The organism is Streptomyces sp. NWU339, assembly GCF_003143855.1.
GTDB lineage: Bacteria > Actinomycetota > Actinomycetes > Streptomycetales > Streptomycetaceae > Streptomyces.
This window is the reverse complement of the sequence record NZ_QFRK01000024.1, coordinates 93,335-117,282: the sequence shown is the minus strand read 5'-3', so window position 1 is coordinate 117,282 and position 23,948 is coordinate 93,335. Positions and strand designations below refer to the sequence as shown.

23 protein-coding genes and 3 pseudogenes are annotated in these 23,948 nt (G+C 71.1%); 9 read left to right on the top strand and 17 right to left on the bottom strand.

Features of this window, described 5'->3' with window-relative positions; genetic code table 11:
• The 4 genes from DIZ27_RS26005 to DIZ27_RS45910 all read left to right on the top strand — a co-directional run.
• Nucleotides 1-350 (top strand): bifunctional ornithine acetyltransferase/N-acetylglutamate synthase (locus DIZ27_RS26005; RefSeq protein WP_181383697.1); only part of this gene is annotated, 350 nt, incomplete at its 5' end.
• Complete coding sequence (gene argB, locus DIZ27_RS26000) at nucleotides 347-1,312, top strand: acetylglutamate kinase (RefSeq protein WP_109380873.1); 966 nt, start codon at nucleotides 347-349, stop codon at nucleotides 1,310-1,312. The genes DIZ27_RS26005 and argB, both read left to right, overlap by 4 nt.
• Complete coding sequence (locus DIZ27_RS25995) at nucleotides 1,309-2,541, top strand: acetylornithine transaminase (protein ID WP_109380872.1); 1,233 nt, start codon at nucleotides 1,309-1,311, stop codon at nucleotides 2,539-2,541. The genes argB and DIZ27_RS25995 overlap by 4 nt, the downstream gene beginning before the upstream one ends.
• A gap of 945 nt (nucleotides 2,542-3,486) precedes the next feature.
• On the top strand, nucleotides 3,487-4,173 hold the full coding sequence (locus tag DIZ27_RS45910; RefSeq protein WP_219933647.1) for an LmbU family transcriptional regulator: 687 nt from the start codon (nucleotides 3,487-3,489) through the stop codon (nucleotides 4,171-4,173).
• Nucleotides 4,174-4,639: 466 nt separating this feature from the next.
• Here DIZ27_RS45910 and DIZ27_RS25985 read toward each other — a convergent pair.
• Nucleotides 4,640-4,981 (bottom strand): annotated as a pseudogene (locus tag DIZ27_RS25985) (IS5/IS1182 family transposase); the annotation flags it as partial.
• A 25-nt stretch (nucleotides 4,982-5,006) separates the two neighbouring features.
• Nucleotides 5,007-5,651, bottom strand: a complete 645-nt coding sequence (locus DIZ27_RS25980) for an FMN-binding negative transcriptional regulator (RefSeq protein WP_109380871.1) — start codon at nucleotides 5,649-5,651, stop codon at nucleotides 5,007-5,009.
• Between the two features lie 303 nt (nucleotides 5,652-5,954).
• Here DIZ27_RS25980 and DIZ27_RS25975 point away from each other — a divergent pair, with 303 nt between their 5' ends.
• Complete coding sequence (locus tag DIZ27_RS25975; protein ID WP_109380870.1) at nucleotides 5,955-7,307, top strand: lysine N(6)-hydroxylase/L-ornithine N(5)-oxygenase family protein; 1,353 nt, start codon at nucleotides 5,955-5,957, stop codon at nucleotides 7,305-7,307.
• Between the two features lie 842 nt (nucleotides 7,308-8,149).
• Nucleotides 8,150-8,767, top strand: a complete 618-nt coding sequence (locus DIZ27_RS25965; RefSeq protein WP_146228990.1) for a hypothetical protein — start codon at nucleotides 8,150-8,152, stop codon at nucleotides 8,765-8,767.
• Here the strand turns inward: DIZ27_RS25965 and DIZ27_RS25960 are convergent.
• The 7 genes from DIZ27_RS25960 to DIZ27_RS25930 all read right to left on the bottom strand — a co-directional run bounded on the left by DIZ27_RS25960 (nucleotide 8,751) and on the right by DIZ27_RS25930 (nucleotide 13,782).
• Nucleotides 8,751-9,299, bottom strand: coding sequence for a hypothetical protein (locus DIZ27_RS25960; RefSeq protein WP_109380868.1), 549 nt, complete (start codon nucleotides 9,297-9,299; stop codon nucleotides 8,751-8,753). The two genes, DIZ27_RS25965 and DIZ27_RS25960, sit on opposite strands and share 17 nt — an antisense overlap.
• Nucleotides 9,300-9,305: 6 nt before the next feature.
• Nucleotides 9,306-9,767, bottom strand: a complete 462-nt coding sequence (locus DIZ27_RS25955; RefSeq protein ID WP_109380867.1) for a nuclear transport factor 2 family protein — start codon at nucleotides 9,765-9,767, stop codon at nucleotides 9,306-9,308.
• A 682-nt stretch (nucleotides 9,768-10,449) separates the two neighbouring features.
• Nucleotides 10,450-11,391, bottom strand: coding sequence for an aromatase/cyclase (locus tag DIZ27_RS25950; protein WP_181383696.1), 942 nt, complete (start codon nucleotides 11,389-11,391; stop codon nucleotides 10,450-10,452).
• A 58-nt stretch (nucleotides 11,392-11,449) separates the two neighbouring features.
• Nucleotides 11,450-11,578, bottom strand: coding sequence for a hypothetical protein (locus DIZ27_RS25945; protein WP_258308546.1), 129 nt, complete (start codon nucleotides 11,576-11,578; stop codon nucleotides 11,450-11,452).
• Nucleotides 11,578-11,916, bottom strand: coding sequence for an antibiotic biosynthesis monooxygenase (locus tag DIZ27_RS25940; RefSeq protein ID WP_146228989.1), 339 nt, complete (start codon nucleotides 11,914-11,916; stop codon nucleotides 11,578-11,580). Before DIZ27_RS25940 ends, DIZ27_RS25945 begins: the two co-directional genes overlap by 1 nt.
• Nucleotides 11,910-12,284: a hypothetical protein gene (locus DIZ27_RS25935; protein WP_109380864.1), complete on the bottom strand. Its 375-nt coding sequence runs from the start codon at nucleotides 12,282-12,284 to the stop codon at nucleotides 11,910-11,912. The genes DIZ27_RS25940 and DIZ27_RS25935 overlap by 7 nt, the downstream gene beginning before the upstream one ends.
• Nucleotides 12,285-12,960: 676 nt before the next feature.
• Entirely contained in the window at nucleotides 12,961-13,782 is an 822-nt protein-coding gene (locus DIZ27_RS25930; RefSeq protein ID WP_109380863.1) for an AfsR/SARP family transcriptional regulator, read from the bottom strand.
• Between the two features lie 253 nt (nucleotides 13,783-14,035).
• Between DIZ27_RS25930 and DIZ27_RS47395 the strand changes: the two genes are divergently transcribed.
• The 3 genes and pseudogenes from DIZ27_RS47395 to DIZ27_RS48490 all read left to right on the top strand — a co-directional run.
• Nucleotides 14,036-14,362 carry a hypothetical protein gene (locus DIZ27_RS47395; RefSeq protein WP_258308545.1) on the top strand — a complete coding sequence of 109 codons (327 nt, stop codon included), beginning with the start codon at nucleotides 14,036-14,038 and terminating at the stop codon, nucleotides 14,360-14,362.
• A gap of 9 nt (nucleotides 14,363-14,371) precedes the next feature.
• Nucleotides 14,372-14,611, top strand: a pseudogene (locus DIZ27_RS47390) (ketosynthase chain-length factor); the annotation flags it as partial.
• Nucleotides 14,530-14,859, top strand: a pseudogene (locus tag DIZ27_RS48490) (hypothetical protein); the annotation flags it as partial. The pseudogenes DIZ27_RS47390 and DIZ27_RS48490, both read left to right, overlap by 82 nt.
• A gap of 62 nt (nucleotides 14,860-14,921) precedes the next feature.
• Here DIZ27_RS48490 and DIZ27_RS25920 read toward each other — a convergent pair.
• The 8 genes from DIZ27_RS25920 to DIZ27_RS25880 all read right to left on the bottom strand — a co-directional run bounded on the left by DIZ27_RS25920 (nucleotide 14,922) and on the right by DIZ27_RS25880 (nucleotide 23,934).
• On the bottom strand, nucleotides 14,922-15,692 hold the full coding sequence (locus DIZ27_RS25920) for a thioesterase II family protein (RefSeq protein ID WP_109380862.1): 771 nt from the start codon (nucleotides 15,690-15,692) through the stop codon (nucleotides 14,922-14,924).
• A 229-nt stretch (nucleotides 15,693-15,921) separates the two neighbouring features.
• The gene (locus DIZ27_RS25915) at nucleotides 15,922-16,224 is read right to left on the bottom strand and encodes a lasso peptide biosynthesis B2 protein (RefSeq protein WP_258308544.1); all 303 of its coding nucleotides are present in this window, start codon (nucleotides 16,222-16,224) and stop codon (nucleotides 15,922-15,924) included.
• Between the two features lie 49 nt (nucleotides 16,225-16,273).
• Nucleotides 16,274-17,104 (bottom strand): 4'-phosphopantetheinyl transferase superfamily protein, encoded by an 831-nt coding sequence (locus tag DIZ27_RS25910; protein WP_109380860.1) that lies wholly within the window; start codon nucleotides 17,102-17,104, stop codon nucleotides 16,274-16,276.
• A 600-nt stretch (nucleotides 17,105-17,704) separates the two neighbouring features.
• On the bottom strand, nucleotides 17,705-18,349 hold the full coding sequence (locus tag DIZ27_RS25900) for a ScbR family autoregulator-binding transcription factor (RefSeq protein WP_109380858.1): 645 nt from the start codon (nucleotides 18,347-18,349) through the stop codon (nucleotides 17,705-17,707).
• Nucleotides 18,350-18,401: 52 nt separating this feature from the next.
• A complete protein-coding gene (locus DIZ27_RS25895) occupies nucleotides 18,402-19,232 on the bottom strand; it encodes an AfsR/SARP family transcriptional regulator (RefSeq protein WP_109380857.1) in 831 nt (276 codons plus the stop codon).
• Nucleotides 19,233-19,753: 521 nt separating this feature from the next.
• Nucleotides 19,754-21,439 (bottom strand): thiamine pyrophosphate-binding protein, encoded by a 1,686-nt coding sequence (locus tag DIZ27_RS25890; protein ID WP_109380856.1) that lies wholly within the window; start codon nucleotides 21,437-21,439, stop codon nucleotides 19,754-19,756.
• Nucleotides 21,436-22,416 carry an agmatinase gene (gene speB, locus DIZ27_RS25885; protein WP_109380855.1) on the bottom strand — a complete coding sequence of 327 codons (981 nt, stop codon included), beginning with the start codon at nucleotides 22,414-22,416 and terminating at the stop codon, nucleotides 21,436-21,438. The genes DIZ27_RS25890 and speB overlap by 4 nt, the downstream gene beginning before the upstream one ends.
• A 57-nt stretch (nucleotides 22,417-22,473) precedes the next feature.
• Entirely contained in the window at nucleotides 22,474-23,934 is a 1,461-nt protein-coding gene (locus tag DIZ27_RS25880) for a sodium:solute symporter (protein ID WP_109380854.1), read from the bottom strand.
• Nucleotides 23,935-23,948: the final 14 nt, after the last annotated feature.

Genomic DNA, 23,948 nt, shown 5'->3' with positions numbered 1-23,948 from the left:
AGGTGGTGGGCGCCGCGACCGAGGACGACGCCGTCGAGGTGGGCCGCTCCATCGCCCGCAACAACCTCCTCAAGTGCGCCGTCCACGGCGAGGACCCCAACTGGGGCCGGGTGCTGTCCGCGATCGGCACCACGAAGGCCGCCTTCGAACCCGACGAACTCGACGTCGCCATCAACGGCGTCTGGGTGTGCAAGAACGGCGGTGTCGGCGAGGACCGCGACAAGGTCGACATGACCGGTCGCGAGGTCCGGATCACCGTGGACCTCGCCGCGGGCACGGACTCCGCCGTCATCTGGACCAACGACCTCACCGCCGACTACGTCCACGAGAACAGCGAGTACTCCTCATGAGCACTTCACCGTCTCCTGACCCGTCCGGTCCCGGCCGCCCCGACGAGAGCGCGGCCCCGCCCGAGGCCCGCCCCCTCGTCGAGGCGCTGCCCGGGACGGCGCGCCACCACGGCAAGACCGTCGTCATCAAGCTCGGCGGCAACGCCATGGTCGACGACGACCTGAAGGCGGCCTTCGCCATGGACATCCTCCATCTGCGGCACGCGGGCCTGAACCCCGTCGTGGTGCACGGCGGCGGCCCGCAGATCAGCGCACAGCTCGAGCGCCTGGGCATGGAGTCCCGGTTCGAGAGCGGCCTGCGGGTCACCACCGACGAGACCATGGACGTCGTACGCATGGTCCTCGCCGGGAAGGTGCAGCGCGAGCTGGTCGGGCTGCTCAACGCGCACGGCCCGCACGCGGTGGGTCTGACGGGTGAGGACGCCCGCCTGATGACCGCCGTCAAGCGCTACGCGCAGAAGGACGGCAAGTCCGTGGACATCGGCCGCGTCGGCGAGGTCGCCCGCATCGACGCCGGGATCGTGCAGGACCTCATCGACAACGGACGCATTCCGGTCATCTCCTCCATCGCCCGGCCCGAAGACGAGAAGGACGCCGCCGAGGGCGGCGTGTTCAATGTCAACGCCGACACCGCGGCCGCGGCCCTCGCTGCCGCGCTCGGCGCCGAGATGCTGTTGATCCTGACCGACGTCGGGGGTCTGTACAGGAACTGGCCGCACAGCGACGAGGTGATCTCCCGCCTGACCGCCGGCGAACTGGCCGAGCTGCTGCCCGAGCTGGCCTCCGGAATGATCCCCAAGATGGAGGGCTGCCTGCACGCCGTGAACAACGGGGTGCGCAGTGCCCGCGTCGTCGACGGCCGGGTCAAGCACTCCATCCTGCTGCAGATCCTCACCGACAAGGGCGTCGGCACGGTGGTCGTGCCGGACGACGACGTCAACTCCGAGGGAGCGACGGCATGAGCGACGGCGCGGACGTCACCGGGGCGGACAACGGGGCGCTGACCCGCCGCTGGCAGGGCGTCATGATGGACAACTTCGGCACCCCCCGGCTGCCTCTGGTCCAGGGCCGGGGCACCCGGGTCCGGGACGCGGAGGGCAACGAGTACCTCGACTTCGTCGGTGGCATCGCGGTCAACGCGCTCGGCCACGCGCATCCCGCGGTCGTCCGGGCCGTCTGTGAGCAGGTCGCCTCGCTCGGACACGTCTCGAACCTGTTCATCGCCGAACCGACCGTGCGTCTCGCCGAGCGCCTGCTGCAGCTCGCCGGGCGCCCGGGCCGGGTCTACTTCTCCAACTCCGGCGCAGAGGCCAACGAGGCGGCCTTCAAGATCGCCAGGCTCACCGGGCGCACGCACATGGTGGCGGCCACCGGCGGCTTTCACGGCCGCACCATGGGGGCCCTGGCCCTCACCGGCCAGCCCGCCAAGCAGCGCCCCTTCCAGCCGCTGCCGGGTGACGTCAGCCACGTGCCGTACGGGGACGTCGAGGCCTTGCGCGCCGCCGTCACCCCGCACACCGCGCTCGTGATGCTGGAGCCCATCCAGGGGGAGAACGGCGTGGTCGTGCCGCCGCCCGGCTATCTGCCGGCCGCCCGCGAGATCACCGCGGCGACCGGCACCCTCCTCGTCCTGGACGAGATCCAGACCGGCATCGGACGCACGGGGCGCTGGTTCGCGGCCGAGGCCGAAGGCGTCGAGGCGGACGTCGTCACCCTCGCCAAGGGCCTGGGCGGCGGTCTGCCCGTCGGCGCGACGCTCGCCTTCGGTCCGGCCGCGGAACTGCTCACGCCCGGTGCACACGGCTCCACCTTCAGCGGGAACCCCGTGGTGTGCGCGGCCGCCCTCGCCGTGCTGGACACCATCGAGCGGGCGAGCCTGCTCGACCACGTGCCCCGGGCAGGGGAGCGGCTGCGGCGCGGTCTGGAGGCCCTGGGCCACCCGCTGGTGCGCGAAGTCCGCGGCGCCGGACTGCTGTGGGGCGTCGTGCTTGAGCGGGAGATCGCGGCGCGCGTACAGCAGACGGCCCAGGACAAGGGCCTGCTGGTGAACGCGGTGACGCCGGACGTCATCCGGCTCGCCCCGCCGCTGACCGTGTCGGACCGTGAGGTGGATGTCTTCGTCGACGGCTTCCGGGCGGCCCTGTCCGAGACCCTCGCCGAGACCCTCGAGGAGGCGCTGACGGTGGCCTGACCGGCGCCCGCGCAGCCACGCACGGGGAACACGCACGGGGAAAGGGAGAGAACGTCCGCGCGATGTCCGGGCACGCTCCGTGCGAGCCGGAGCCTTCGCCTCGCCTCCGATCAAGCGGACACTCGGCGTCTGCGGCAGCATCCGGTCGCCTCCGTGCGCGGGGAGGAGTCCCTGCGCATGTCCGGCAGGAGCGGCCCGATGGCGGCCGCGGAGGTGCACGTCGCCGACCGCCCGCGGGAGAGCCCCGGGCGCGGCCGAACCCGCCTTCACCGGCTGCCGCTCGGACGGATGCGGGTCCTTCCCTGACGTACGTGGTCCCGCACGTCCTTGGCGGTGGCCGTGGCGATGTCCGTCTGCTCGGTTGTCTCCCGCAGTGACGCCCCGGGCGGCGGCGATCGTCTGAGCGGCGGTGCCGGCCGCGCGCCCGGCGTCGGCGACGGTCCGACCAGTACGGGCGCGTCCGCGAGATCCGCTGCGCCACGGACGTCTGGTCGGTCTGCGACAGCGGCAGCCCGTGGTGCTGTCGAGCCGCACCGCCAGGGTGAATGCCTCCGCTTCCCCGCCTTCGAAGAACTCCACGTCGCCGGTGTCGCCGCCGGGCCGACGGCTCTGGAAACAGAGCCGTGCCGCAGCAGTGAATTCCGGCCGAGATCAGCGGTCGCGTGTCGTCCCGCCGACGGGACAACGATCCGGTCGGTCACCTGGACGATCGCCTGCCGGACGGTCGGCGCCCTGCCACAGAGACGTTTGCCGTGCAAACGTTCGAGCGTCGCTCCAGCCCGCCGGGCGAGACTTCTAGCCAGTTGTATGCACCCTTCTCATGGAGGCATGATGCCCCGTCAGGCCGGTCAGACCGCGGAGTCGCGTGGCGGCTCGACAACGGCTCTCCCGCAGCGTCCGCCACGGCAGCCGCGCACTGCGGGGGCCACGCTGCGCCGGGGCCAGGTGCTGACAACCAAGGTGGGCCTGCAGATGCCGACCGGGATGGCCTACGACGAGTGGGAGCGGGCCGGGCGGCAGCTCGCCGACGTCCTCGACTCGTCCTCCTGGTGGCTGGGCGACTGGCTCGTGTACGGCAAGGACCACTACACCGACCGGTACCAGCGCGGAATACGTGCCGCCGGCCTGTCGTACCAGACCCTGCGCAACTACGCGTGGGTCTCACGGCGCTTCGACCTCGCGCGGCGGCGGCCCGCCCTGAGCTTCCAGCACCACGCCGAGCTGGCCTCCATGCCGGTCGAGGAACAGGACCTCTGGCTCGACCGCGCCGAGCAGGGGCAGTGGACCACCAAGCAGTTGCGCGGTGCCATCCGTGCCGCGCGCCGGGGCGCGCAGCAGCCGTGCACTCCCGCCGAGCCGAGCCGCCGCCTGGAGGTTCCCGGCAGCCGTTTCCAGTGGTGGCACAAGGCCGCGGAGCAACTGGGCGTCGACTTCGAGCAGTGGGTGATGAGCACGCTGGACAGCGCGGCCGCGAGCGCCCTGAAGGACCCCGGCAAGCCGGCGGAGTGCGCGGAGGTCCCCGGGCTCAAGCGCGTCAAGAGCCTGGCCGCGCCGGCTGCGGGCGTCCCCGAGGAGAGCACCCGGCCCGGGAGCCTCCCCGAGCGGATCAGGCCGGTGGCCATCAGCGCCTAGCCCCGGGTTTCGGTTGGGACGATGAGAGGCCGCTGATCGTCTGCTGCCGGGTGGGCGGCGTGGTTCCGTTGTGTGGACACGGCGAAGGCCCGACGCGGGGGTCGGGTCCTCCGAGGTCTTTTGGGGCGTGGCCGGTTCGTGTCGCCAGGGCCAGGCCGCCGCTGTCCGCGAGCGCGGGCGCCGGCCCGCCGCGGGTGAAGGCGGGCGGCGACGTGCAGCAGCCGGTGGCGGAGCTTCTTCGGCTCGGCGGTGGCCTGCTCCCCGTCCAGCAGCAGGACGCGTATCCGGGCCGGCAGGTCGATCGCCGCGAGGCCGAGCGGACCCCGGTCCTGCCCGTGCTCTGCCGTGGCCCCGACTCGACCAGCCTGGCACGGAAGTGGGTAGAGGTGTACTCCGGTCCGCGGTCGGTGCGGATGATGCGGCCGGCTTCCGGACAGCCCAGGCCGGCGGCCATGTCCAGGGCGTCGACGACCAGGCGGGTGCCGGCGCCGGTGACGACCTGGTGGTTGGTGGGGTACCGGTGGTTCTTCGACTGCTCGGCCACCGTGTGGTCGCGGGCGGGGGCCAGGATTCCGTCCACGATCAGCACGGTGTCCTTGCGGAACCGTTTGCGGGGCCGGAGCTCGGGCGCCGGGCCGAGGTGGTCGATGATGCGGTCGGCGGCCGAATCCAACACCCTGGACAGCGGAGTGAGTTGGCGCAGGGTGAGGTTGGTGCGCCAGTACGCGGCGACCAGCAGGACCCGGACCGGCTCGGCACCCTCGCGCCGCAGCGCGGTGACGAGCATGCCGAACTGGCGCGGGCTCAGCCCGGCGCTGAGGCTCTCCGCAACGTCACGGCAGCCGGCTCATCAGCTCGGCTGTCTCGCGCTTGTACGTGCACGCGCTCTGCCCGAACGATTCCCGTACCCGCCCGCGCACCTCGGCCGGTTGCTCCTGGCTGAGCTTGAACATGCCCTCGGCCCCGGTCACCGTGAACCGGAAGGCTCCCACGGCCGGAACGATCTTGCGGAAGTAGCCGAGGGACTCGGTCATGTCCCAGCCGTTGCCGAACGCCCCCTCGAAGGCGCGCACAGTGGACTGCACCACGCCCAGCGTCTCCTCGATCGAGGAGATCTTCTCCACCACACCCCGAACGTGCACCGCGGTGAAGTTCCAGGTCGGGGCGGCCGGAGTCTTCTCGTACACCGTGGGCGACACGTAGGAATGCGGGCCGGTGAACGTCAGCAGCAGGACGCTGCCCGTCTCCAGCGCCGCCCAGTGCGGATTGGCCCGGTTCATGTGCCCCAGCAGTGTGGCGCCCGGCAGCTCGCCGGACCAGTCGCCGGACGTCTCGGGGTCGAAGATGACGGGTAGATGCGTGGCGAACGGACCGTCCTCCGGGCTGCCATTGGTCACTGCGAGCGCCAATGGATTACCACGGATCAGGTCCACCATCCACGAACCGTCCGGTTCGCGGTAGAAGTCGGGAACGAACATCCGGATTCAACCTTTCCGTATTGATTCATCGCATGGCTCCGGCTCAGGGCACGACTGATCGCATTACTCCGGACACATACGGCATCGACATCGCGCCACACGGAGATTCCAAGAATCCGCGCCGACCATATCCCCGTCCCGTCGACAGGACAACGCTTTCGAATGTCGAGCGCCGCGAGGTAGGCCCTCGAACGGCCTTCAGGTCATCTTCTAGTTGCCTTTGAGATGCTCTCCGGGTAACACTGCAGAACGATCTCTCGGGCCACCGGCCGAGCTTTCCAGACGCAATCGGGAGAATTTTCTATGGGCATAACGGATAGGCGTGACCAAGAGATCTACGACGTGGTCGGCATCGGGTTCGGCCCGTCCAACCTGTCGCTCGCGATCGCCCTGGAGGAGCATGGGGCGAGCGCTCCGCAGCATCCGGTCAAGTCCCATTTCTTCGAACGGCAGCCCACGTTCGGCTGGCACCGGAACATGCTGCTGCCGTCGACGACCATGCAGATCTCGTTCCTCAAGGACCTGGCGACCTTCAGGAACCCGATGTCCCGGTTCAGCTTCATCTCTTACCTGCACTCCTCGAACCGGCTGGTGCAGTTCGTGAACAACCAGGACTTCTTCCCGACCCGACAGGAATTCCATCAGTACCTGGAGTGGGCGGCCGCCGGCTTCCGTGACCAAGTCACCTACGGTGCCGAGGTCACCTCGATCCGGCCCGGCACCGAAGCCGGGGCCCGGACGCCCGACCTCCTCGAAGTCGAGGTGCGCACCAGCGACGGCACCACCAGTGTGGTCACCGCACGCAACGTGGTCGTCTCGACGGGCCTGGTGCCGCGCCTGCCCGAAGGCGTGACGGCCGACGAACGAGTATGGCACAGCTCGGAGTTCCTGAGTAAGTTCAACGCACAGGCACCAGACGACCTCAAGAGCGTGGCGGTGGTCGGCGCCGGCCAGAGCGCGGCCGAGATCACCCAGTTCCTCTACGACTCGCTGCCGCACGCCGAGATCTGCGCGGTCATCCCGTCCTACGGCTACTCCGTCGCCGACGACACCCCCTTCGCCAACCAGGTGTTCGACCCCGCCGCGGTCGACGACTACTACTTCGGCACCGAGCAGGGACGGGACGCGTTCTGGCTCTATCACCGCAACACCAACTACTCGGTGGTCGACGCCGACGTCATCCGGGCCCTGTACCAACGTTCGTACGACGAGCAGGTGCGCGGCAGCCAGCGGCTGCACTTCCGCAACCTCACCCGGGTTGCCGAGGTCAAGCGCGTCGAGAGCGAAACGCGGGTGGTGCTGCGCTCGGGACTCGACGACCGGACGGAGGAACTGGCCGTCGACGCACTGGTGTTCGCCAGCGGCTACGACGGCCTGGACCCGGCCCACCTGCTCGGCGACTTCGACCAGCACTTCCTGCGCGACGCGGCAGGCAGGCACCGGGTGGAACGCGACTACCGCCTCGTCTCCGCGTCGGGGCTGACCTGCGGCGTCTACCTCCAGGGCGGAACCGAGCACACCCACGGCCTGTCGTCGGCCCTGCTGTCGAACATCGCGGTACGCAGCGGCGAGATCGCTGATTCGATCGTGGTGCGGCGCACCGAGCGAGAGCTGGAGCGTACCCGCCTCTTGGAGGAAGCACCCTCGGCCATGTGAGGCGCACAACACCGCGGGGTGGGGCCCCGGCGCTGCAACCACAGCACCGGGGCCCCGCCCCGCGGCAGCTCCGGGATGCGCACGGTCGCCTCACGCGGCGTCGGCGGCGACCGTGTCGGCGTCCGTCGCGTCCCACAGGCCCTGCGGCCGCAGACCGGTCCAGTGCTCCTCCACGTACGTGAGGCACTTGTCGCGGCCCTCTCGCCGAACACAGCTCCTCGTTCGCCGGAACTCAGAACCGGCCGTCGGCTTCGCCGAACGGGTTGCCGCTCATCAATCCACTCCAATTCAAGCGCGCTTCAAGCCGGCCACGATTCACTTTCGAGAGGAAAGCGAATCGTCATCCCCGACCGTGCCACCTTTCGGGAATCCCGTGGGGGCCTGCGGGGTACATTGCCCTTGATATGCCAAGTGCTTTCATACCGAACTCAAGCGCATGTCCACCGGTCATGGGGGCCGGCCCGTGCCCGGGGTCCTCGACAAAGGAGTCGTGCCCATGAGCGCCAACTGTCCGGTCGGCGGCCTCGTCGCCCGGCGTGCGAGGTTCTCATGACCGTCAGCGTGCACCCCGCCCTGGTCAGGGCCCGATCCATCGGCGACGCCCTGCCGTGGCCGGCCCGCCACCAGGGCCGGACGGTCGTCATCGAGTCGGGCGGACACGCCATGGCCGACGAACACCATTCGCACCACGTCCATCACGGGCGGCGAGGTGACGCGGAGCCCGGCCGGCCAGGTGCAGCGCGAGCGCCCGCACGCCGTGCGCGACGGCGCGGGCGCGGCCCGAGTGATCGACGGGCGGAACCTCTGCAACGGCAAAATCAGGGAAGGCGAGGGCAGTGCCCGTGACACACGAACCGGCCGTCGCGGCCGGAACGGACGGGGACGAGGCCCGCGGACTCGCCCGCCGTCTCGCCGGCTCCCTCCCGCCCGAGGTCCGGCGCGTACTGCTGAGCGCTCTGGCCGAAGCCGACGCGTTGCACGAGAGCGACCACCCCACCGGGCACGAGACCGCCCGTGCCACCGCATGCGGAACCGGCTGCGAGCCCTCCTCCGGCGCGCCCGAACTCACGCTGGTCCCGCCTTGCTCCCGCCCGGGCACCCTGCCGGCGTACCAGGAGCCCGGGCCGGGCCGACCGGCCGGCCATCCCGAGTCCGGCGACCTCGGTTCACGGTCGGCGTCCCGGAACGATCCGCCCCACGCTCTCATCCGCCTGCGGTTCGCCGATGCGATCACGCTCGAGTGTGCCGGCGCCGTCTTCGGCGCCGGAGCAGGCCCGGGCCTCGGCGACGCGTGGAGCGATCCGGAGACGCTCACGCTCCAGATCTCCGGCGACGCCGGTGTCGAAACCCTGCGGACCGTGCTCGCAGTCCTCGACTCGGCAACGATCACACCCGAGGCACTCACCGTGCACACACACGAACTCGGCGACGTTTTCGCCGCGTTCACCGGCCTGCCCTGAAAGGTCTGGGCTGCGTGGGGGGACGGCTGGAACGGAAGACGGCTTGCGCCTGTCTCGTCCCCAGGACGCCCGGTGCGGGGTGCGTGCTCTCGTCGCTCGCGGTGCGCGCCTCGGCGCACGGCCTCACCCACGGTACGTCCGGGTCATCGGCCGGACGCCGTCCGTCCCCGCGTCCGCTCGGACACCCGTGGAACTCCGCCCAAAAACGTGTCGGCGTCGCGCACGCCTCCCGCTCGTCCGGCTGGCGCTCGCTCATCTCCACGGCCCCGGCCCGCCCGGTGCCCAGCCGCGCGGTCGCCGGCAGCACCACGAGCGACTCCTGCTGCACCGTGAAGTCGAGATACGCATACGGATGCAGGGTCAGCAGTTGCCACAGCCGCTCCGGGGCCGGCGACTCGCCGAGTACTTCGTGCCCGGTCACCAGCTCCGGCGGATGGGAGAAGTCCGTCGCCTCGACCACCTCACGGACGTCGGAGCACACCTTGGCGGGGCCGATCCCGGTCGTGGCGCCACCGTCCGCTCCGGTACGCACGATCGCTCAGGCCAGGTCGTCGCGGGTCACCCGGCGGTGTGCGGTGCGCCACTCCCCGCGGGTGCGGACCAGGACGTCCTCCATGACACACACATACAGGACCTTGGAACCGCCGCCGCGCGGTGCGACGTATGCCAGAGCCGAGCAGCGGGTGCGTAACGCCCCGTCCGCCTGGGGTTGTACGTCGAGCATGCCGATCCAGTGGTTGAGGCGGCTGCCGGCCCTCCGCTGTCGTGCCGCGCCGGCGCGCACATAGCGGACGAGCCCGGTGCGGGCACGCACCGGCTCGGACGGGAAAGGCAGTTCGAGGACGGCGTCCTCGGTGAAGGTGCTCGTCCAGCGCTCGGTGTCGTGCGCGTCCAGGATCTGCATCTGGTGCGCGTAGAACTGCTGCACCTCCGCGTACAGGGCGGCGAACTTCTGGCTCTGGAGCGTGCGTTCGGCGGTGTCCACCAGCTCGACGGTCATTTCTCTCAGCCTCTGCTTCCGTCCGTTTCCTTGGGATGAGGGGACGCCGAGGGGATCCCGGGCACCCCAAGGAGTCCGAACTCGGTACGGACAGTCTTCGGGGCTCGGATCGAGCATCTTTCAAATCCTCCTCAAGCGCTCCCGCCGACGGTGGGTGTCACGGGGCCACGACAGCCCCTCGGTCCGACGCCCCGGAGGCGATCAGCGGTGAGGGGCCCTCCGTCCCCGGATCCCGAGGCGCCGCGCCGGTCCTGTCCCTCGATTCCCCGCACCGAGGAACAGGGCCGTGCCGCGGATGACCCGGTCGGCGAACCCACCGGGATGGGCCTCGGTCACGGGCTCCCGGGTGAGCGGACGTCGGGATGCGGCTCCGCAGTGGGACGAACGGGGGTTCGGGCCCCTCGTCGAAGGCGGCGCGCAGACTGTCGAGGGGTCCGTGCCAGGCCGTCGTGAGCTGCTCGACATGGTGGCCGGGGTGGATGTCGGAGTCGGCGAGGAGTTCGCGCTGGAGCGGGGGCGAGGAGGAAAACGGAGTGGCTGCGCGGCCCGCGCGCGGCGTCGGTGCGGGCGTAGACGACCTGGGCGTCGGCGCGCGCCGCGTTGATGAGGAGGTCCTTGCGGTCGTGCAGCCGGCGTCCGCCCGGCGGCGTCGGCCGGGCGGTGAACGGACACCGGAGAGTCCTCAGGCCTCCCGCGTCACCAGCTCCGCGTGCTGCCGGGCCAGGTGAAGTATCGCGGTGGAGCTGCGCCCGAGGGCCTCGCGCACATGGCGGCGGGCCCGGTCGAGGTCCGCACCGGCGCCCAGCACCTGCTCCACGGCCTCCTCGCGCAGCACGACGTTGTGCTGCGCGAGGGCGGTCACCCCGTCCTCGTCGGGGACGACGTTCCACTCCCCCGTGTGCGCTTCCATCAGAACGGGCGTCTCGGTCTGTTTGTAGACGATGCGTCCGGCGTGCGGGAAACAGATCCGGACCGACTCGGTGGTGTGCACGGCTCCGCCCGAGGTCAGCGTATCCATCGACATCAGCTGCACCCCGGGGGCGTCCTCCGTCAGGTCCAGCCGCGTCACATGCGGGATCAGCGTGGGCCAGTCCGCGACCCGATGGAGAAAGCCGTACACGGATTCGACCGACGCCTGAACGCGCACGGCGTCCTCGAAGGACAGCACGAGGTCGTCGAACCGCTTCCACCGCTCGGCGAGGGACCGCAGGCTCGCCAGCTGCGCCCTGGAGTCGGTGTCGACGACCTGCTCCACCCAGGCCGCGTCGCCCGCGCTGTCGCCGTGCACGGCGAAGTCGTGCCGCAGCGTCAGCAGGATGGGCCCGGGCGCCCGCTCCTCGACGGTCCACAGCCCGCGCATCGTCGTCACGGGCAGCTGCGGATGTGTCTGCCGGAACTCCACGCACCGCGCCCCAGGGTCCTGGGCCCGCTCCGAGATCCACGACCTGACCCGGCCGTCGGCTGTCGCCCACATCCGCAGTCGCTCGTTCGTGCCGTCGAACTCCAGCCGCTCCACGTGCACGTTCTCCGGGAAGAACAGCGGCCACTGCCGCGCGTCCGAGATCAGCCCGTAGACGACTCCGGCCGGGGCGTCCACCTCGACCGAGTGTGATGTGCGGTGCATCTGCTCAGCCGACACCTTCGGTACCTCTTCTCTTCGTGGTGATCAGTCAGTACGGGGATCAGTGGTTGCCCAGTCCGCCGCAGACATCGAGGGCCTGGGCCGGGATGGAGGCGGCGGGCGGGGAGACGGGGTGGCCGACGGGGCCCGCGCCGACGACCATCACCCGCGGTCGGACGAGGTCGTGCATCACACGCTCTCCTCGACGATCTCGTACATCCCCGGGTCGGGCGTGGCCAGCGGGTCGAGGTCCTTGACCAGTGACTGGAACTGCTCGCTGCGCACGGCCTTCCGGTGGGTGCCGGCGTCCTGCCACACGGCGAGTTCGAGGAAGACGTTGGGCGCGCCCACGTGGCGGAGGGTCAGGTGGCTGACGTATCCGGGCTGGGCGGACATGTAGGCGGTGAGCTTGCTCTTGACGGCGAGGAAGGCGTCGATGTCGCCGTGCACGGTCAGCTTGTTGACGAAGGTCACCATGGTCTGCTCCTGAGGAAGAGGGATGTCCGGGTCGGTCGGGGAGGTCAGCACGCGGCCTGCTGTCTGAGCCGCCGGTGCACCGGTCGCCGCGCCGGCTTCCCGGTGGGGGTGCGCGGCACGGCGTCGAGGGATTCGGTCAGGCAGATCCGTTCGAAGTGCGCGAGGTGCTCGTCGGCCCGGGCCGCGACCGGGTCGAGGACGTCGAGCACCTGGTGGGGGGCGCGGGGGTCGCGGTCGTCGCACAGCGCGATGCCCGCCCGGACGAGATCGCCGTGGGTCTCGTCGGGCCAGCCGGCGACCACGCGGTCGGCGACCCGCACGCCGGGACGGTCGCCGGCCTTCTGCTGCGGATACGCGGCGATCCGGTCGGCCCGGGCAGCCGGTCCGCCGAAGGGCGCGGCCTCATCCGTGGTGCGCATGGCGCTGCCGTACGCGGCAGCCCGTCCACCGGAAGGCCGGGGTACGTGAAGTCGGGCACGGCTCGTTCTCCTCCGGGGCTCGGCAGGGCCGGCGCGTGCACCGCTCTGCGGAACTCACGTTCCGTCGAAGCTCTTGAGGAATGTTCGAAGAGTGCTCGATCTGTACTGCGGAGAGCGGGGGCACACGACGGAACGAAGGCCCGGCCACATGACCACCGAAACGCTCATCCGCGCCGAACCCTCCTTCAGCAGAAAGGGGTTCGGCGAGCTTTACCAGCAGGTGCAGCAGTTCTGCACCGGTCAGGTCGCCCTGCTGGACGACCTGCGGGCGGAGGAGTTCGCCGCGACGCTCTCCACGGACGGGGCCTTCGTACCGTCGTCCCCCGCTCCCCCGCCGCGCGGCGATCGCGGCGGGGTCGCGGGCCGCCCACGAGCGGATGGCCGACGCCGAGCCGGTACGCCGGCGCCACTGGTTCAACACGCTGCGCGTGGACCCGCCCCCGACGGCACCCTGCGCACCCACTACTGCGCGCCGGTCGTGGCCACCCACCCCTGGCACGCCACACCGGCCATCGGCCCGAGCGCAATGGTCGAGGACGTCCTGGCCCACGACGACGCCACCGGCGCCCTCCTGAGCTGCGAACGCCGCGTCACACCCGATGAGCCGTGCTCGGGATCAGGCCGCGAACAGATCGTAGGTGGAGGTGGGGCGCGGCCCGCACACCACGTCCAGCGCCGGGTCGACGGTCAGCATCGCCTGATGCAGCCGCTGCAGCTGCGGCGAGGGCTCCACCCCCAGGTCCTCGATCAGCCGCTTGCGCAGCCGGCGGTAGACGTCCAGCGCGGTGGCCTGCCGACCGGAGCGGTAGAGCGCCACCATGGCCTGCGAGTGCAGACCCTCGTGCTGTGGGTGACGGGCGATCAGATCGAGCAGTTCGGCGATGAGTTCGGCATGACGGCCGAGCCGGAGGTCGGCGTCGATGCGGCGCTCGACGGTGACCAGACGGCTCTCCTCGAGCCGCATGACCTCGATCTCCAGGATCGGGCCGACCCGTACGTCGACGAGCGCGGGCCCCTGCCACATGGCCAGAGCGTTCCTGAAGAGCTCGGCCGCCCGCGCGTCGTCGCCTTCCTCGAAAGCCGTCTGACCGGCCGCCACCAGCTGCTCGTACCGGTGCACGTCGATGCTCCCGGGCGGGATCTGCAGCACATAGCCGCCGTGTCGGGTGGCCAGCACCTCCTTGGCGGCGCCGGGGGCGTCGGGCCCCATGGCGGTACCGAGGCGGCGGCGCAGCTGCAGGATGTACGTCTGCATCGTCGTCATGGCGCTCTGGGGCAGGTCCGTGCCCCAGATCTCCTCCATGAGGGTGGGCACAGGCATGACCCGGCCCGAGTAGAAGGCGAGCAGCGCGAGGAGCTGCCTCGGCTTGCCCGCGGTCGGAACGATCGAGACTCCGTTGACGTCAGCGCTCAACGGACCCAGAACCTGTATCTCCACAGTTTCCCTCCCCGTGCCGGTTGAGTGGTTGGTTCCACTCGGTGGCTCGAAACCATCGGCTGTTCAGCACGCTAGCCCCGTTCGCGTGGCACCCCCCGGTATCTCCACCCGCATTCAAGTGCTTCTCTATGCACGGCTTTCCACCTGGGCCGGCCCGCTCAAGAACGTTTGAGCGATCGCTGAAAGCGGGCTCGCGCACACGGTCGCCGCCATCGTCGGCACTTCCGCCGCGGCCGTCCGCGAGACCCACGCCGTGGTCACCGGCTTCGACGTCGCCGTCCCCAACGGGCTGAGGGTCGCGGCCTGGTGGGCGACGGTGCTGCGCGGCGAGAGCGGCATCCGTCCGCTGACCCGCTTCGGCACCTCCGGATATCCGGCCCGGCTCGCGGACGAGGTGCCCGGCTTTGTCGCCGAGGAGGCGCTGAAGGACGCCGGTGCCGACCCGGCCGAGCTGCCCGAGCACGCGGCGGGCGCGGTCACCGGGGAGTCCGCGGGCGGCTTCGAGTTCGGCCGGCGTGCACTGCGGGCCCTGTGGAGCAAGGGCAGTCGGCGCATCGGCACGTATCAGGCGTTCGCCTGATACTACGCGGTGAACGGCGGTCAGGTCTCCATCCGTCACGGGCCGCACGGTGCCGGCGGGGTGCCGGTGTCCGAGCAGGCCGGCGGCCCCGATGTCGTGGGGCAGGCCCGCCGCCGGCCGCGCAAGGGCGCCTCGCTCGTCGTCTCCGGCGCAGTCGACTCCGCGCTGTGCCCGTGGGGGTGGACCGCGCACCTGGCCGAGGACCGCATCGGCCTCGGCGACGACCCCGGCCGGGCCCACCTGCCGTTCTCGGCGGACGCCCGCGGCCACGCCCCCGGCGAGGGCGGCACGCTGCTGGTCCTGGGGTCCGCCGACGCGGCCCGTGCCCGGGACGCCCGGGTGTGCGGGACGGCCGCCGGATACGCGGCCACCGTCGGCCCGGCCCTGGAAACGGGCGGCGGCTCACGGCTGGGTACCGCCGAACCGGCCCTGGCCGACGCCGAGGACCTGACCAGGTCGACGTCGTCTTCGCCGACGGCGCCGGAGAACAAGCGGCGGACCGTGCCGAGGCGCAGGCGATCGCCGAGCTGTTCGGGGCGTACGGCGTCCCGGTGACCGGTCAGCCCGCCCCGTGCAGGGCGGTGGCCCCAGCCAGGCGGTCCTCGATCCTGCCCCACACCTCGGCGGCCCGGTCGACGAGGAAGAAGTGGCCGCCGGGCAGCACGTTCACCTCGAACGCGGACCGGGTGTGCTGGTGCCAGGCCCGCACCTGACCGACCTCGGCTTTCGGGTCGCGGTCGCCGGTGAACGCGGTGATGGGGCACTCCAGCGCCGGACCGGACCGGTAGCGGTAGTTCCGCACCGCCTGGTAGTCGGAGCGCAGGGCGGGCAGGATCAGGCGCAGCGTCCCCTCGTCATCGAGCAAAGCGTCACCGGTTCCGTCCAACGACCTCACCTCCGCGATGACTTCGGCGTCGGTGACCGGCTGTCGGTCCCCGTCGAGATCCAGCGCGGGAGCGCGGCGCCCGGAGACGAACAGTTCGACGGGGCCCCGGCCTGCGTCCTGCAGCCGGCGCGCGGTCTCGAAGCCGACGATCGACCCCATGCTGTGCCCGAACAGGGCATAGGGCCGGTCCGTCCACGGGCCGAGCGCGTCGACGATCCGCTCGGCGAGCACCTCGATGTCGCCGATGGCCGGCTCCCTCAGGCGGTCCTGGCGGCCCGGGTACTGCACGGCCAGCACCTCCACCCGCGGGGCCAGCGCCTGGGCCGCGGGGAAGAAGAAACTGGCCGATCCGCCGGCGTGCGGCAGGCAGACCAGACGTACCGGCGCGCCGGGGGCGGGGCTGAAGTTCCTGAGCCAGGGGCCGGGGGCAGGGCTTGTCGTCATGAGGGCTTCTCCTGAAGGCTGTCGGCCGGGGTGATCCGGGCGTGTGCGAGTCCGGGCCCTGGTCCGTTCGGACATCCGCCGGACTCGGCCGGGTCCCCGCAGGCGTTCAGCACCCGTGCTCCCCGCTGCGCAGCCCGAGCCGCGAAGGCACGCGGCAGGGCGCTCTCTCCGGGCGGCGTTCATGGCCGCGCCCTTGCTTCCGGAGAGTCTGCACAGGAGTACCGCAGGTTCACTGGTACCGGACTGGAGCCCCGCTCGAAGCGTCGGCCAGTGTCTCGCCGGCGGCCTGTACCTTGATCACCACCCGGTGGGTGGGCCGGCGTCCCGGCATGCGGCACACCAGGGTGGTGGCCGGCGAGCGTCGGAGGCAGCAGCGGTCCGCGCAAAGGGTGCTGACGACCGTCACCTCCCGCCGCGCCCGCAGGGCCTCCTCGTACCGGGCCGGCCGAGTCCCGCGCCGCACCGAGCCCAAGACGGCGCGGATCCGGCGTGGTGTCAGGTCGGCAAGGAGCCGGCCGGAGGGATGCGACACGACATCGAGCACGTTCGTGAAGGCGTTCGGTCGGTGATGCGGTGAGGGTCTACACCAGCACCGCCACGGGCTCGGGCAGGGTCAGCAGCCGCGGCGCAGCCCGTCCCCAGGGGAAACCGTGGTGCATCTGGAGGACGGGCGACGCCTCCGGGCCGGCCAGAACGGCGACGGCGGCCACCACGTCGGGCACCGGCTCCAGCTCCACGAAGCGCCACCACCGTTCGCGGTCGTCCTCGGGCGGCCGGAAGCCGGTCACTCCGCGGTCCTCGGCCAGCGCGAAGGAGAAGGAGTCGAAGGGCAGTCCGAGGCCCAGCCCCCGCGCCTTGGAGTACGCCTCCTTCAGCGTCCACAGCCGCAGCACCCGCCGGTCGCGGGGTCGGCCCGGTGCGGCCTCGGCCACCCAGTCGCGCTCCTCCTCGGCGAAGGTCTCCACGATGGTGTCGAGGCCCTGGTCACCGCGGTCGAGCCGCTCCACGTCCACACCGATGCGATGGCGGCGCACCACACCGAGCAGATTGTGGCCCTGGGCGTGGGACAGGTTGAAATCCAGCTCCCGCCCGCCGCGGGGCAGCCCTTCCGGCGGCTCCTGCAGAAACGGCCGCCCGCGCGAGGAGCGCCGGATCACCGCCTCGGGCTCCGGCACCCCGCTCTCGAGCGCCAGCACACGCCGTACAAGGAGGTGGGCGACGAGGTACTGGCGCCGGTCGCGTTCGAAGAGGAACCTGCTCGCGGTCTCCTGCTCGTGCTCGTCCAGCCAGTGCGCGGCCAACACGGCGGCGATGCCGGGGGCGAGCTCGTCGTTGGGACAGAACCACAGCTTCACCGCCTCGTCCGGCCCCAGGGGCCTCGTGTGCTGCGACGCTGGAGACGTACCGCTCATCCGGCCCTCCCCCTCACCGGGTCCAGCCACAACCGGGTGAGTTGTTCGAGCCGTCCGCCGCGCCACAGCGCGGCCGGACAGTCACGCGTTTCGGGAGCCTCGCCCGGTCCCGGCGGATCGGCCCCGTCGTCCCGCAGATCGGCATGGCGCAGGTCCTTGCCCCGGACCGTGGCTCGGCGAACCGCCTCGGTCCGGCGACCGGTTCAGACACATCGCCGGCCAGGAGCGCGATCCGGCACGGCATGGCAGCACGCCCGACCCGCGGATTCCGCGCCACGTGCCGGGCCGGCTCGGAAAGCGTGGGGTGGTCGAGGAGCGCACCGGGCTCGACCGCCGTGCCGTACCGGGCGTTGACGGTGGCGAGCGTTTCCACGACTTCGGTCATCAGGTCGGCGGACACCTCGCTCGGGGATGTCTCACTGTCTTGGGGCATGGTTTGGCTCCAAAGGCCAGTCCCAGCCGGCCGACAACGGAAGTATCGAAGATGTGCACGAGTCCGGACCGTCGCCGGACGGAATGAACTCCACGGCCGCGACTGGTCCGCACGAGGGGCCTGGGCGCGGCCCGTCGCACCGGCCGGGCAAGGGCTTCGCCCGCCCCTCAGACCGCCGCGACTAGCTCGGCCGTCAGCGCCGAGGCGTGCACGTCGTAACGTTCCGCATGCCCCGCCGGCACGAGAGCCGTCAGCAGCGAGTCCCACAGCGCCCCCACCCTGCGACGGAGTTCGAGGTGGGAGACACCGGTCCCGGACAGCACTTCGATCCCGCACACCGCTGCGGACAGCAGCGTCTCCGGCCCGTCCACCAAGGCGTGGTCACGCAGGTCCCCGTCCTTGCGGGCCCGGTCGATGAGCCGCAGCACCTCGGTGATCCACACCTGGTGGAAGTCGGTGACCGGCGGCTGCCGCCCGGTGCTTTCGTTGGCGACCCGGAAGCTGGCCCGGATCACCGGGTCCTCGTGGAGCGCCCAGGCCAACCAGTGCGTCATGTCGATCAGCGCCTGCACCGGTGGCACGCCGGCCGCCCGTTGCCCGGACACGAAGTCGCGCAGCACGGCGCGCCCCTGCTCCTGCACGGCGTCGGCCAGACCCTCCTTGGAGGCGAAGTGGAAGTACAGCGCCCCTTTCGTCGAACCGGCCGCCTGCGCGATCTGCCCCGGTGTCGCGCTGGCGTAGCCGTTGCGGTCGAACATCTGCGCGCCTGCCCGGACGAGCCTGCGCCGCGTCCTTTCCGACCTGGCCTGCATCGCGACCCTCCTCCTCGCGTACGGAGTATCCTCGTGGCGAACTGACGGTTGCTCAACCGACGTGACTGAGACGCTCCTTGCCTCCGGCCCAGGCAAACGACGCCGGTTCGGGCCCGGTCATCAGGATCAACCGCTGCATCCGGCGCAGTCCCGCGGAGGGCTCGAGGCCCAGTTCACGGACGAGGGCGGTGCGCAGCCTCTGGTAGACGTGGAGGGCCTCGCTGCGGCGGCCGGAGCGGTGCAACGCCAGCATGAACTGACCGTACAGGTTCTCGTGGGTGCGATAACGGCTGACCAGGACGGTGAGCTCACCCAGCAACTCGCGGTGGCGCCCGAGCCGCAGATCGGCCTCGATGCGCTGGTTGAGCGCGCACAGCCGGGTCTCCTCCAGCCTCCTGGCCTCCATCTCCAGCTGCGCACCGGCCTGTACGTCGGCGAGGGCGGAGCCGGTCCACAGTGCGAGGGCGTCCCGCAGCCGCCGGGCCGCACCCGCGAAGTCGCCGGCGTCCATGGCCCGGTATCCCGTACCGGCCAGCCGCTCGAACTCGCGGACGTCACTGGCGCCACCCGAGGTGTTGAGCAGGTAGCCACCCGGCGACGTGACGAGCACGTCCTTGGCGGTGCGCGCCGGGGCGTCCTCCGGGTCGCGTTCGATGGCCGCCGAGATGAGTTCCCGCAGCTGTAGTACATACGTCTGGAGCGTGGTGCGCGCGCTGCGTGGCGGCCGGTCGCCCCAGAGTTCCTCGATCAGCGTGGCAACCGGCACCACCTGATCGGCATGCAGGGCGAGCAACGCCAGGACCTGGCGCGGCTTCGGCGCCGTCGGGGTCACCGAGATCCCGTTCTCTCTGACATCCAATGCGCCCAGTACTGCGATGTCCATGCCGTCTCCCCTATCCGTGCATGAGTTGAGTTCGCGAGTAGCCTGGCGCCTGGTAGTGATGGAGCCGCTCCCGGCTTGCCCTCAGCTATAAACGGGCCGGACGGTTTGTCAAACATGAACCACCCGTGCTGTTTTTTTATTCTGTCCTGCTGCTCTATGACAATCGATGTCCCTTTAACTAGAACTTTTTCCAGCTCAGGTGACGATGGGTCGATCCGCCCCGCATCGGTGATCGACGACGCGACAAAACAAGACCGGATGGCCTGTTTCAGGATGCCTGCGGATCCCCCGCTCCCCGCACACGGACACCGCAGCGTGCCGCTCGGTCAGCCGGGGCAGCAGCAGATCGAGACGGCAGCATGAGCGCGGAGGAGCCGGCCCGGCTGCTGGAGACGGAGAAGGAGTGACAGCCGGAGCGTGAGATCCCGCGCCCGGCAGCGGCCCGTTCTGCCCGGGAGATGTGAAGTGAGCCCCTACCGCCGGCAGAGGCCTCCGCCCGGAGTTCTGCCCGCCCGGACCACTCAGTCCAGGTGCGTCGGGGCGAACATCCTCAGTACCGCCGGGAGGACGACCACCGAGGGGCCCGGGGTCGACAGGGCCTGGGTCAGGTCGTGCTCCAGGGTCTCGGGGGTGGTGCGCACGGCCGGGACGGCGAAGGACTCGGCGAGGGCGACGTAGTCCGGGCGGGTCAGTTCCGTGGCCGTGGGCTCGCCGAAGGTGTCGGTCATGTACTCGCGCAGGATGCCGTAGCCGCCGTCGTCGACGATCAGCCAGGTGACGTCGAGGTCGTACTGGCGGGCGGTGGCCAGTTCGGCGATGGAGTACAGGGCGCCGCCGTCCCCGGAGACCGCCAGGACCGGGCGGGTGGGGTCGGCGACCGCCGCGCCGAGGGCGGCCGGGAAGCCGTAGCCGAGGCCGCCGGCGCCCTGGGCGGAGTGCAGGCGGTTGGGGCCCTTGGCGTCGAAGGCGGACCAGGCCCAGTAGGCCAGGATCGTCATGTCCCAGAAGGAGGGCGCGGTGGGGGGAAGGGCGCGGCGGACCGCCGTCAACACCTTCTGCTCCAGGGTCAGTTCCTGAGCGGCGATGCGCTCGGCGACCTTCGACAGCAGGGTGCGGACGCGTTCCGGTGCTGTCGTGTCCTCGCGTGGCTCCACCGTCTCCAGCAGGGCCTGGAGGGCGAGGCGGGCGTCCGCGTGGATGCCGAGCGCCGGGTGGTTGGACTCCAGCTTGCCGAGGTCGGCCTCGATCTGGACGATCCGGCCGTGCGGCTTGAACGTGTGGTAGTTGGAGGAGAGTTCGCCCAGGCCGGAGCCCACCACCAGGAGGACGTCGGCGTCCTCCAGGAAGTCCGTCGTGTGGCGGTCCTCCAGCCAGGACTGGAGCGAGAGCGGGTGCGTCCAGGGGAAGGCGCCCTTGCCGCCGGGGGTCGTCACGACCGGCGCCTGGATCAGCTCGGCGAGCTGCCGCAGCTTGCCCGAGGCGTCCGCGCGGACCACTCCCCCGCCCGCGATGATCGCCGGGCGGACGGCGTTCGACAGCAAGTGGGCGGCCACCGCAGTCAGTTCGGGACGCGGGGACAGCTCGTCGGGGGTGGCGTCCATCGCCGTCACCTGCGGCAGAGCGGTCTCCGCGAGCAGGACGTCCTGCGGGATCTCGACCCACACCGGGCCGTGCGGCACCGTCAGGGCCGACTTCCAGGCCGCCGTGATCGCCGACGGGATCTGGGACGCGGTGCGCACCGTGTGGACGGACTTGACCACGCCCCGGAACGAGGCCGACTGGTCGGGGAGTTCGTGCAGGTAGCCGTGGCGTCCGCCGCCGAGCCCGGCCGTCGGGACCTGGCTGCTGATCGCCAGGACGGGGGCGGAGGCGGCGGCCGCCTCCTGGAGCGCGGGCAGGGAGGTCAGCGCGCCCGGGCCCGTCGAGAGCAGCAGGGGCGCCGCCTCGCCGGTGATCCGGCCGTACGCGTCCGCCGCGAACCCGGCGTTGTTCTCCACCCGCAGGCCGACGTACCTCAGGTCGGAGCGGCGCAGGGCGTCGAACATGCCGAGGGCGTGCTGGCCGGGCAGGCCGAAGACGGTGGTCGCGCCGAGCCCGGCCAGGGTCTCCACGACCAGGTCGCCGCCGTTGCGGCCGGGGGGAGGGTTGAGCGCGGCCTCCGTCTGGGCCGGCGTCGGGCGCAGCACCAGGTCGTGGTCGTGGGTCACTTGGCCGTGTCCTCCTTGCGCGCCTCGGCGATCTGGCGGGACATGATCGTGGTCAGCTCGTACGCCGTGTGGGAGGCGGCGATCGAGGTGATCTCCGCGTGGTCGTACGCGGGGGCCACCTCGACGAGGTCCGCCGAGACCAGGTTGCAGGAGGCCAGCCCGCGCAGGATCTCCAGGAGTTCGCGGGAGGTCAGTCCGCCGGCCTCGGGGGTGCCGGTGCCGGGGGCGTGGGCCGGGTCCAGGCAGTCGATGTCGATGGAGATGTACAGCGGGCGGTCGCCGATGCGCTGGCGCAGCTGGTCGGCGACCTCGTCGGCGCCCCGGCGGTAGACGTCCGCGGAGGTGACGATGCCGAAGCCCATCTTCTCGTCGTCGGTGAGGTCCTGCTTGCCGTAGAGCGGGCCGCGGATGCCGACGTGGGAGAGGGCGGAGGTGTCGAGGATGCCCTCCTCCACCGCCCGGCGGAACGGGGTGCCGTGGGTGTACTCGGCGCCGAAGTAGGTGTCCCAGGTGTCCAGGTGGGCGTCGAAGTGGAGCAGGGCCACGGGGCCGTGCTTCTTGGCGACCGAGCGGAGCAGCGGCAGCGCGATGGTGTGGTCGCCGCCCAGGGTCATCAGGCGGGCGCCGGTGCCGAGGAGGTCGTCGGCGGCGGCCTCGACGGTCTCCACGGCCTCGTTGATGTTGAACGGGTTGACGGCGATGTCGCCGCCGTCCGCGACCTGGGCGAGGGCGAAGGGGGAGGCGTCCTGCGCGGGGTTGTAGGGGCGCAGCAGCCGGGACGCCTCGCGGATGGCGTTGCCGCCGAAGCGGGCACCCGGCCGGTAGGAGACGCCCGAGTCGAACGGCACGCCCACCACGGCGACATCGGTGCGGCCGACCTCGTCCAGGCGGGGCAGCCGGGCGAAGGTCGCGGGGCCCGCGTACCGGGGGACGCGGGACGAGTCGACGGGTCCGCGGGGCGTCTCGTTGCTGCTCATGGGAAGCTGCCTTCTTTCCTACGTTTCGTCGCGTATGTACCTGCCTGCCCTGTGACTCTACTGGGCGACGGGGACCTCTTCGGACACGGGTTCGGGGGTGCGGCCGGCGAGGCGTTCCCGCCAGGCGGCGAGTACGGCCTCGTCGGTGGGCCTGGTCGCCAGGGAGACGACGACGTAGACCGCGAGGGACGACAACAGGCCGTAGAGGATGGGCTCGTTGGCCAGGATGCCGTAGGTCGCCATCAGGCCGACGACCGCCAGGCCGCCGACGGTGACGGCGGCGAGGGCGCCCTGCGCGGTGCCGCGCTTCCACAGCAGCCCGCCGAGGATGGGCACGAGGAGGCCGCCGACGAGCAGGTTGTACGCCACGGTGAGCGCCTCGACGACGTTGTTCAGCGCGATCGCCGTGCCGATCACGGCGAGGCCCATCAGGAGGATGAAGGCGCGGTTGCCCTTGACCTCGTCACGCTCGGCCCCCGGGCTCGTGGTGAGCCCGCGCAGCCGCGACCAGATGTCGTTGTTGGCGACGGTGGCGCAGGCGATCAGCGCGCCGGAGGAGGTCGACATCACGGCGGCGAGCGCGGCGGCCAGCACCAGTCCGCGCACCCCCATGGGCAGTTCGTCCTTGACGATGGTGGCGAAGGCGTCGTCGGCGCTGCCGAGGTCGGGGTAGAGCACCTTGGCCGCGGTGCCGATGACGGCGCCGGCGAGGGCGTAGACGAGGCAGTAGGTGCCGGCGACGGTGCCGCCCCACCGGGCGGTGCGGTCGCCGCGGGCGGTGAACACGCGCTGCCAGATGTCCTGGCCGATCAGCATGCCGAACGTGTAGATCAGCACGTAGGTGAAGATGGTCTCGCCGCCGATGCCCAGCGGGTCGAAGTACTCGGTGGGCAGCTGCGCCTTCATCTCGCTGAAGCCGCCCGCCTTGACCACCGCGATCGGCAGCAGCAGGAGCAGCACGCCGATCGTCTTGACGACGAACTGCACCATGTCGGTCAGGGTGATCGACCACATGCCGCCCAGCGTCGAGTAGGCGACCACGACGGAACCGCCGAGGATGATCGCGAGGGTGCGGTTCATGTCGAACAGGACGTCGAAGATCGTGGCGTAGGCGATGGTCGAGGTGACCGCGAGCATCAGGGTGTACGCCCACATGACGACACCGGAGATGACGCCGGCCCGGCCGCCGTAGCGCAGGTCGAGCATCTCGGAGACGGTGTAGACCTTCAGGCGGGCGATGCGGGCGGAGAAGAAGATGCTCAGGGCCAGCAGGCCGAGGCCGATGGCGAAGACCATCCAGGCGCCGGAGAGGCCGTACTTGTAGCCGAGGCCCACGCCTCCGATGGTGGAGGCGCCGCCGAGGACGATGGCGGCCATGGTGCCCGAGTACATGGCGGGGCCCAGGCGGCGGCCCGCCACCAGGAACTCGCTCTTGGACTTGGCACGGCGCATGCCCCACCAGCCCATGGCCAGCATGGCGGCCATGTAGAAGACGATGACCAGGTAGTCGACGGCCATGTCGGCCTCCTTCG